Genomic DNA, 10193 nt, shown 5'->3' with positions numbered 1-10193 from the left:
ACCTTCACCCAACCGATCATAGAGCTCGCTCTGCCCGCGCGCATGCGTCAATCTGGCGGTCTTCATCGTATGCGTACACTGGACGCGAAAAGTTTCGCAGTGATGGATCGGTAGCCCGCAAGCACGTAGCGAGTCGATGCCGCGTCATCCCTGCGCGCGTCGCCAAAGGCGCGGGATGCGGTACGCCGCGTAAGCCATTTTCGGGATCTCACGCTAACTGGATCGGGAAAGCTGCTTACTCGACAGCGATCCGCCTCGTGCCAACATCGCTTATTTAACTATCCAATAGAGAATTCCCACCAGACTAGGTAGTGTCTCGATCCTCGCGTGATGGTGTACGACTGAATTCGTGTGCAGATATGATGCAGCTCACGATTGGAGAGGGGGCAGCAATGAAAAGCGAGGTTGCACGCGTCTCACGTGCCACTATTGTGAAGCAGATGGCGAGCGGCGCGGCGCTAGGTCTCAAGCCTCCCAGAGCGGACTTGTTGATGGATCCAGTTCGTCGAGGCATCGACAAGCAGCCGCGTTAGTCTTGCTTGCTCGGCATCTGGTCCAAGCGCGCAACTACGCCTCAGTAGATCGCGGCGCCCCGTTTCTGCACAAGAGTCCTATTCCGGTGAGAAGGTTTCTATCATGATGACCGATGCAAAATTTACGTGGGTCGAACTGCAGAAGCGCGTGGCAAATGTCGGGCAGGAGATTGAACGGTTGGAGGCCGCATACGAGACGACCACGATCGCTCAGTTAGTCTCGATGCGGGCGAGAACACACGGCTCAACAGTCGCTATTGAGGTCTTCGATCGTGACGAGCGCGCAACCTACGATGAGATGGATCAATCATCCAACATATATGCACATGCACTGCGCGCGTTTGGGGTATGCAAGGGCGATCGCATTGGTGTGATGCTACCCAACCGCATCGAGTTCCCGATCCTATGGTTCGCGATCGCCAAGCTTGGTGCGGTGATGGTCCCAATCAACATGCGCTACACGCCTCGGGAAGTCGAGTACGTGCTCAGTGATACACAGGCCAAGTTTGCTGTGGTCGATGAGACGGTATGGCCCGTGTTCTCGTCGATGGAGCCATGGCCCCGAGATATCGCACGGGAGCGAATAATTCTCGTCGGAGAGTCACCCTGCGGGACCGCTACTACTCTGCAGAAATTACTCAAGGGCGTCAGAGGATGTTCGGTGGAGGAAAATATACGCCCCGACGATTTGTTGAACATTCAATATACCTCGGGGACAACGGGCTTTCCGAAGGGTTGCATGTTGACGCACAACTACTGGTCAATCTACTCTTATCAGGCCGTGTGTTGGGAGAAGCCGTATCAGAGGTATCTTTCTGCGCAGCCATTTTTCTACATCGATCCGCCGTTGCATCTTCTTAAGGCGTATCGACAGGGCGGTACTCTCTACTTAGCTACGCAGCTAAGCTCGACGCGCTTTCTCAGCTGGGTTAAGCAGTACAGCGTCGAGTGGTGTCAATTTCCCCAGTTAGTAGCTCGACACGCTGAGTCTGCCGATGCAGACGGTACGACATGCCTGAAGCAAATCTTGAACTGGGGATGGAGTCCTGAGACGGTGCGAAACTTCCGAAGCCGTTTTCAGGTGCGCACTGAGGAGGCGTATGGGATGACGGAGATCGGCTTCGGCACACGAATGACCAGCCAGTTCGATGAATTAGCCGACTCGGGTTCGGTGGGAATTCGCGCACCCTTTCGGACGCTCCGGCTGATGAACGAGGATGGCACGCCCACCCAGATCGGCCAAGTCGGCGAGCTGTGGGTGAGGGGACGCGGCATCTTTGAGGGCTATTGGAACAAGCCGGAGGCCAATGCCAGTTTGTTTGAAGGCGAATGGTTCAAGACAGGGGATCTTATGCGTTGCGATGAACTCGGCTTTCATTGGCTGGTGGGGCGCACAAAGGACATGATACGCCGCTCCAGCGAGAACATCGCTGCACGCGAGGTGGAGACAGTCATCCGTGAAATTCCCGAGATTGCGGATGTGGCCGCCGTGCCGGTTACTGATTTGAAGCGAGGGGAGGAGGTTAAAATTTACATCGAGTTGATTGAAGGCAAGACGCCAGCCAATCTGCCGGTGGAGCGCATTCTTGAGCACGCTCGCGCGAACCTTGCCGCATTCAAAGTGCCGCGCTACATAGCGTTCACTCCGGCGCTTCCTAGAGCGACAACCAGCAACAAAGTGCTTAAGCGGGAACTCGTTTCTGTGAGCGATCCGACTCTCGGCGCTTACGACACTGAGCAGAGGCGCTGGCGCTAAGGGCCACTGTTCACCCCAGCTCGCTAACCCGCATACTAGCGATTCCAATAACATCGCTGGCATCCCGCCATGTTCGCTTATGAGGTGCCGGAAGTGCCATGGTCGACTGAACTGACGTGTGCGGGGCCGCTCTAATGGTTGCGCGGCGGATAGTAATCCAATTCGCTCGCACTGAGCTTGTCGCCTGCTGGTATGCGCTTGCAGCCGCCGGTAATCTGAGTGAAACAGAAACCTTGCCACGTTTTAACTTCATGATATCAAGTCGGAGATTTTGATGTCGCCCTCTCAGAAGGCTATCGTCACGTGCGCGGTAACGGGTGCCAGCTCTGCGGTACTTACGAAGCACCCTGGCATTCCCAAGACGCCGTCAGAAATTGCGGCGGCATCGCTGAAAGCTGCGAAAGCGGGGGCAGCGATCGTTCACATTCACGTCCGCCATCCGGTTACTGGCATCGCATCGAATGACCCTGAGCTTTATCAAGAGGTCGTTAAGCGAATTCGCGATGCATCCACTGATGTTATCATCAACTTATCCTGCGGAATGAATGGCGATCTGGTGCTTGCTTCTACTGATCCGATAAGAATCGGCGGGGCAAGTACGCTTTGCAATCCTATGACGCGCTGCTTTCACGCAATCGAACTTCAACCAGAGCTCGCTACCTTGGATTGCGGAACAATGGCTTTCGGTGAAGCAATCTATGTTGGGCGCATGTCCGATTTGCGGGAAATGGCTACACATATGCGAGAGGCTGGGGTGAAGCCCGAGCTCGAATGCTTCGAGCTCGGACACATTGAAAATGCGAAGAAGCTGCTATCGGAAGGAAAGCTCCAGGGACCTCCGCTTTTTCAATTCTGTCTCGGTACGGGATATGGCGCTCCTGCTAGGCCGCTTGTGCTACAGGTGATGCGAGAAAACCTACCTTCAGGGGCTGTTTGGGGCGGATTCGGCTGTGGTGCCGACGAAATGAGCACGGTCGGACAATTGGTTGCAATGGGCGGCCACGTCCGGGTAGGATTGGAGGACAACATTTATCTTAGACGCGGCGTTCTAGCGTCCAATGCAGAGCTCGTCGACAATGCGGTTGGGATCATCGAGCGCATGGGAGCCAGTGTCGCCACACCTGCTGAGGCACGCGCAATTCTCGGCGTTGTGAAGCGCGGATAACCGTACTCGGGCTCTAGCGGAGACTGTACTTGCTAGACTATGGACTCTCATTGGTAGAAGGGCTTTGCTCGGGACCGCGACGTGCGAGAGTACTGAGTACGTCGTTATATCCGCTATGTTAGGGACAGAAGCGTTAGCTCAATTTCGCTCGGCACGAGTTATCCGGATGGCGGAATAGAACCGCTTGATTGTAGAAGCGCTCGATCAAGGAGAAGATATCGCGCCGGGCTTCGGCGCGGGTGTTGTAGCCGCGATGAGGAGAGCTCGGTCTTCACGGTATGGATCTCTAAGTTCCGGCGAAAATCGTATCAGGATGCCTGAGTGACCACTACGCGTTCCTCACCGCCTTTCAATTACCCATAACTTTGATCACTCGGGCTGATCCGCTGATCGGCGAAAACTTCAATGAAAGAATCACTTGTGATTCCTTTCTGAGTACCTGATTCGCGGGGGGCTCTATGGGGCTGACATTAAGGGATCGATCGGCAAAAGGCTGTTCGCCGTCCTTGGAAGGTGAATGTTGGATTGTTCGAGAGAGTAGTGGGTCGTCCGTTAAGAAGGCGAATTGAGCGGGGCTGGACCGGCCAGCACGCGCCATAGTCGGACCAGGAACAGGCACAAGGGTTCTCTGAGGCAGGCTAGGATGCGGCGGAAGTTGTGGCCGACGGCTGAGAGGGATGACGTTGGCGGCGTCGCCGGCACGGCCTTTGAGATAGCAGCGACCGAGGTGACCTTCGGTCTTCATGTGGCCGATGATGGGCTCGATGGCGGAGCGGCGGCGGAGCTCGCGCTTGATGACGCCGAAGACGCCGCGCTTTTGGCCGGAGATGAAGACGCGACGTGGATTTGAGCATCGTGGCCGCGGTATCCCTTCTCGACATAGGCCCGCTCGGTCGGACATCCGGTGAGCGTCTCGATGCGGTCGATGACGTTCCGCAAGGTGTGACCGTCGTAGGGATTTTCGGGTAGCGACCTGGCATGCAGTACGAACAGGCCACCGGGCGCCCGGCGGTTGTTGGTGACGATGGAGGCCTTCTCGCCGAACTCGTAAGGGGCTGCGGCCTTGCCTTTGCCGATGCACTCCACCTCCGGAGCATGAATGAATAGAGCTTCCAGCCGCGCTGGCGCTGCTGCTAGGAGCGGATCTGGCTGGCTCGGCCAGACGGAAGGGCGAATGCCTGCTCGAGGGCTGGCTGGCCCTCGATCTTGCGGCGGATGTCGCGGATGATCCGGCCCAGCCGGCTGCGCAGGATACGCAACTGCCGCTGATGCCGCCCGAACTGTTTGGCATGGGCGTAGCGGCCCGCCATCATCGCAGCGGCATTGGCCACGCGAGAATAGGATTGCCGCAGCCTGACGCCGTGCCTTCTCGCCAGGCGGTTGAGGCCCTTGATGGCGGCATGAAGCAGCTTGGCATCGGTCGGAAAGGTGATGGCCTTCGGCTGCACCGTGGTGTCGACGGTGACGCGCTTGAGGTCCTGGCTGCGTAAGGCGCCGGCTTCGTGCGCCACCCGCAGGCTCTCGGCCAGCAGCAGCTCCAGCTTGTCGCCGAGCCGCTTGCGCCAATGGCTCAGGTCCGAGCGTTCGTGCGGGAAAGCGTGCCGGAAAAACTCTTCGCCGGTGAAGAACTGGGAATACGGGTCGTGGACCCAGCGCTCGCACGCCCCCTCATCGGACAGCCCGTAGATATGCTTGAGCAACAACGGCCCGATCATGAAGCGGGTCTCGATCCCCGGCCGGCCGTTCTCGCTGTAAAGCGGCGCGATCTCGCCGTCGATCCAGTCCCAATCGATCTTGCCGGCAAGCAGAACCAACTCGTGCTTCAAATTGATGATCTGGTCCAGCCGCGCCCGGAACAGATCGTTCGATCCCGTCGTCTTCTGCTTCTTCGGCCGCATCGTTCCCTCCGATGCAGCACAGAATCATGCCGCAGCGAAAGGAATCCAAAAGCGAAATTGCAGGTTTTGGCGGCCTCAACCTCCCATCCTCTGCAATGTCAAACCGCCTCGAATCCGAAAAAAGACTCCTGCTCAATCGCTTAGAACCGTGTTCGCGGGCGACTAGTGGATGCGAGTTTAGGGACGCGCGGCTCGGCGACAGATTCCGCAAACTGCTCACGCAGATCGGATGCGCCATGGGAGAAAGCATTCCGCTCGTCTGTCAGGATTGGGCGAATACCAAGGCAGCCTACCGCTTCTTCTCTAGCGACCGGGTGAAGTGGACATTCTGGCCGGACATTTCCGATTGACACTTGATCGCGCCGCCGCCACTGAAGGTCTCGTTCTTGTGCTGCACGATACAACCGAGTTCAGCTATCGACGCGAGAAGTCAGAAGTGATCGGCATCTCCAGAAGCATAAGGAGTGGACGGGATAAGGCAGGTCGCCTCAGATCGGACACGGTTTGCGGCATCCTGATGCGTTAGCCTCGCGGTTACAACCGAGGGGGTACCGCTGGGGTTGGCGGCCCTTAAGCTCTGGATCGGCAGGAAATTCAGGGGTACGGCAGCGCTTTAAAAGAAGATCAATCCGACCTGGATTCCCATCGACGATGCATCCATACTGGTGAACGCGAGAGTGACATCTACGGGCTTCTTCTGCGCAGCACAGGAGATCGGAACCCGTTTCCTGATCAGGACCTGCGTCGACCGCTTGGCTGGAGACGGGGATCATACGATCGCCGACGAAATGGACGAGGTCGCCGTCAAAAGGCTCCATCGCATCGAAGTCAGAGACAGCAACGGCTATCCCGACCAAGGCCATTCTTGAGATCAGTTATCGCAAGATTCGCGTCCTACCGCCGATTGGAAAGCAGAAGCGCTATCCCGCCCTGACCCTGACGGTGATCCATGCCGAAGAGCGCGGGACGCGAAAAACAGGAAGAAGATCGATTGGAAGCTGATCACCGACCTGCCTGTTGGTGCCCGCACCGACGCCATTGAGAAGCTGGACTGGTATGGTTTGTGATGGAAGATCGAGGTGTTTCACAAGACCTTCAAATCGGGCTGCGAAGCTGAGGAGTCGAAGCTCAGGACCGCCCAGCGTCTGAGCAATCTGATCTCGCTCTTCGCATCCTGAGTTGGTGGCTCTTCTGGATGACGATGCTCAACCGTTCCGGCCCAGACGCGCCGCCAACCCTCGCGTTGACTGCGACTGAAATCGGCATGCTCGATCGTCTCGTCAAGGACAAACCAAAAGAAAGACGGAAAACGCTCTCGCACTATCTGATCAAGATTGCCCGGCTCGGCGGTTACCTGGTTACCTCGCCCGCGCCAGGGATCCGCCGCCCGGTAATACGGTCATGTGGCGCGGGCTCTCACGCCTCACCGACATCCCGGTGGGCGCCAGGTCGGAGGAGAATTTGTGGGTTTGAAAGCCTCACCGCATGCTTACGCGACTTCGGCGCCTGGCTCGGTCTGACGCCCTAAAAGGCCGTCGGGCGGGCAGGCAGAAGCTCGCACTACATCCAAGATGGGCGAACGCACGTCCGGCCCTCTTCATCATCGGCAGCAGCGCTGTCGTGCAGCGGGCGCGCAAACCTGGCGTATTAAAGGGGGCTTCGCTCAAACAGATGCTGACTCGCAAGTCGCGGATGCTGGTACCTGTCTCGCTCGCATATCGCTTTCGCGAAAGTGTGGGCGCTACTCCTAAGAGCAGGAAACTACAGAGCTCCGGTCGGTGCCAAGCTCTGAGCTTGGCGGGCCTGAGGTCGTTGAATGCAGTAAGTCGGAAGGATAGTATGGCACAACAGTCGGAGCGACGGGACTCGAAGAAATAGAGGTACTCATCGTGCTCAGAGCACGCAATATGATCTAAATTCCGCGAACTCCCATACGGGCGCGAAGCCCTTACATCTCTCTTCAGACCAGTCCTCTCGAGAAGGCCGACTTCATGGCGCGGTGCTTGGTTAGCAAGTCCTAGCGCTCGATCTGCCGCTGTTCGCTCTCAGTGTCATTTGGCACTCCAGTTCTCCTGCTAGCGACCGATCTTCCCTGTTCTTAAGACAACCGATAGTACACCCTCCACCGACACGTTATTGCGCGACTCTTGAGTTTAAGCTTCCAAGTCGTCTAGCCAACACGCGCCTTCGAGGTATGCTCGGGAGAAAAGCTTTCCGATCTTCTCAGGATTCTTGTTCTGATGATAGCGCATATACAAACGATTATCGGCTCCAATGTCTAGGATCTCGATCTTTCCTGTGTAATGGGACATAATATATCTAAATGTCTTTTGGAGGCCGTTGAGACGTTGATTGATGCCGCGGACAATCTCTAGTCCGCGACGCAGTGGAACCTGAAAATGCGACGCAGCTTTCACCGGCCTGCTTTGAAAAAGATAATAAGGGTGGACACCCATCTGATGACATTTTCCGAACGTTTCCGCTAAGATCTCGGAGTTATCGTTTACTCTCGCTAGAAGCACGGATTGGTTGAAGAACTGGACTTCCTGTGCAGACAAAGAACGAATGTTGCGCTCTGCAGCGCTCGAGATTTCACCGATATGATCGAAATGCGTCACGATCACCGCGGCTTTACCCGCCCTACGAATTCGCTGAAGCAAAGCGGATAGATCAGGATCTTCGAAACGCTTTGGAGCAAAAGCCACCATTTTTGTGCCGAATCGGATTGACTCCAGATGTGGGATCGGCAGCAGATAATCGATGATTTTGTCGAGTTTAGCGGTGCTGAGCATGAAAGGATCACCTCCCGACAACAGCACGTTCGTTATCTCAGGATGACTCTCAACGTAATGCGCAAGTCGAATAAAATCAGGTGCGATTTCATCTGAGTCTCTGCCAACAAGACGTTTGCGAAAGCAATAACGACAATATGAAGCGCAACGGTCAGTAACCAGCAATAGTCCGGTCTGTGCGTACTTGTGCTGAAGCCCAGGCACAACTGTGTTGTCGTGCTCGCCGCTGGTATCCAGGCTGCCCGGACTCTCTAGCTCCCTCAATGAGGGCTCCACGATGTGCTTTAACTGTTCGTAATGACCGCTGTTAGTGATCTGTTCGCGGTAGAAGTTTGTGACACGATGGCGCGTTATGTTGTTCGCTTGCAGCTCATCCTCAGTAATGACGCGAGCGCCCTCAAGGAAAGTCATGACGGTGTTAACAGGTTGTGCAACTGCACCTATGGCAGCTGTCGTATCGACATTGCTCTGACCAAGTTTCATTTGAGAAGCCTCTGTCTGGGGTGGCGAATGAGATGGTCGTCAAGCCCCCCACTGCCACTCAGCAATCGGTGTGCCAGTAAAGAGATGTGCGCGCCTTGCTCAGATTATCACAATAAGACGTTTGCATTAGGTCGATGGGAGCGCTGAGATCCCAATTTGTCGCTTTACCGGCAAAACGGTTTTCAACTGGACAGAGCTAAACACAACAAAGCAAAAGGTGAAATGATGCCTCTGATCGCGGGTGAGCTTTGCGCAACGACCTGAGTTAACCCTTCAGGTTCGGAGTAGTGTTTTTCGATTGGCCCGCATCGTGAGCTAATTTTGCTCGTTTTCTCTCCTGCTGCTCCGCCGGTATGGCTTGCGGGCGCGCCCTTGCAGAGCTATAGCCGAACACATCCTTTCTGCTTTCCTTCGAGCGAGCATTGCGACTCGCAAGTGGTTTTGGACGACCTCTCGTGCTCATCCTGAAGCGCCTTGCGCGCTGGGTTGGCCCGCGCCGGGATCAGCGAGGCGCAGACCAAAGTTCCCTGCCTGAGGATCAGGTTCTTAGCTTCCAATGGACGGTTGATCTGACGCGCGCTTGGAATCGGAGCATCAATCAATGTGGCGCGGACTAAGGCGGAAATTCTGAGGCCAGGCCGCCTTCCAGAATCGAGACCACGATCGCATGAACTTTGGGGAGCTTTCTCTATCTAAAGGATCGACCACTGGAGCTCGCGTGGCAGCGGCAAAGGGGGCGCACTGGCGAGTTTGCAGCCTCATCGGATGGGACCGGTCCCGACCCGCGTTCGCGGCCAAGGTGCGCGATGTGGTCGGCCTCTACGTCTCGCCGCAGCAGAATGCGTGGATGACGATATCACCGCGACTTGAGCGCAGGAAGGAGCATTGTCTGAGATCAGTTAGAAAGCTCTGACGTTGATCGATCGAGCAGGGATCCTCGGCTCGGTTAAGGCGCGCTGCGGCAAAGGGGCTACCTCGCCACGTTCATACACAGTCTGCCAATCAGCCGGTCGCCATGTCGCGCGCAGCAGTAGGTGGCAGGCGGCCCACGGCTGCCACAGCGATCTGATGAGTGTTCCGCCGAACGCCGATGCGCACGGAATGCATGCAGGACCAACTTTTCGGGACGGCTTAGCCGGAACCCTTGCTTCGGGATCTGGATATCCGTTCGAAGAAGCGGAGCTGCTGCCGGTTTGATGGACACCGAGATTGGGTGTTTCATGAAGCCGTAGGTAGGTGATGCAGAGACGGAAGTTCAGTCGAGAGTTCAAGGTGGAGGCGGTCAAGCTTGTCAGGGAACGCGGGGTCTCGGTGGCGCAGGCAGGCGGCGACCTGGGCGTCCATGAGAACGTGCTGCTCAAATGGGTGAAGGAGTTCGGCTCCGCCCCAGTGCAGGCCTTCCCCGGCCACGGGCAGATGAAGCCTGAGCAGCAAGAGATCGAGCGGTTGCGGCGCGAGGTCAACAAGCTGAAGGCAGAGCGGGACATCCTAAAAAACTGTCCAGGGGGATGGCGCGCCTGTGCGGGGTAGAAACAGCCTTGTGCTATCCCTTGGCTCGGAGGGTAG

General features: G+C 56.6%; 4 protein-coding genes and 2 pseudogenes. 4 read left to right on the top strand and 2 right to left on the bottom strand.

What is annotated here, in order from left to right:
- Positions 1–636 precede the first annotated feature (636 nt).
- Both AC0L2J_RS34240 and AC0L2J_RS34235 read left to right on the top strand, forming a co-directional pair.
- The gene (locus AC0L2J_RS34240; RefSeq protein WP_473395911.1) at positions 637–2289 is read left to right on the top strand and encodes a class I adenylate-forming enzyme family protein; all 1653 of its coding nucleotides are present in this window, start codon (positions 637–639) and stop codon (positions 2287–2289) included.
- A gap of 274 nt (positions 2290–2563) precedes the next feature.
- Positions 2564–3454: a beta-keto acid cleavage family enzyme gene (locus AC0L2J_RS34235; RefSeq protein WP_473395910.1), complete on the top strand. Its 891-nt coding sequence runs from the start codon at positions 2564–2566 to the stop codon at positions 3452–3454.
- Between the two features lie 552 nt (positions 3455–4006).
- Here AC0L2J_RS34235 and AC0L2J_RS34230 read toward each other — a convergent pair.
- Positions 4007–5352, bottom strand: a pseudogene (locus tag AC0L2J_RS34230) (IS5 family transposase).
- A gap of 26 nt (positions 5353–5378) precedes the next feature.
- Here AC0L2J_RS34230 and AC0L2J_RS34225 point away from each other — a divergent pair.
- Entirely contained in the window at positions 5379–5702 is a 324-nt protein-coding gene (locus AC0L2J_RS34225) for an IS4/Tn5 family transposase DNA-binding protein (RefSeq protein ID WP_473395909.1), read from the top strand.
- Positions 5703–7505: 1803 nt separating this feature from the next.
- Here AC0L2J_RS34225 and AC0L2J_RS34220 read toward each other — a convergent pair.
- Entirely contained in the window at positions 7506–8627 is a 1122-nt protein-coding gene (locus AC0L2J_RS34220; RefSeq protein ID WP_473395908.1) for a KamA family radical SAM protein, read from the bottom strand.
- A 1239-nt stretch (positions 8628–9866) separates the two neighbouring features.
- Between AC0L2J_RS34220 and AC0L2J_RS34215 the strand changes: the two are divergent.
- Positions 9867–10121 (top strand): annotated as a pseudogene (locus AC0L2J_RS34215) (transposase); the annotation flags it as partial.
- Between the last annotated feature and the right edge of the window lie 72 nt (positions 10122–10193).

It is taken from the genome of Bradyrhizobium sp. MV1.5, from assembly GCF_055807615.1.
Note: the sequence above shows the minus strand (reverse complement) of the source record. Positions and strands in the feature narration are given on the sequence as shown.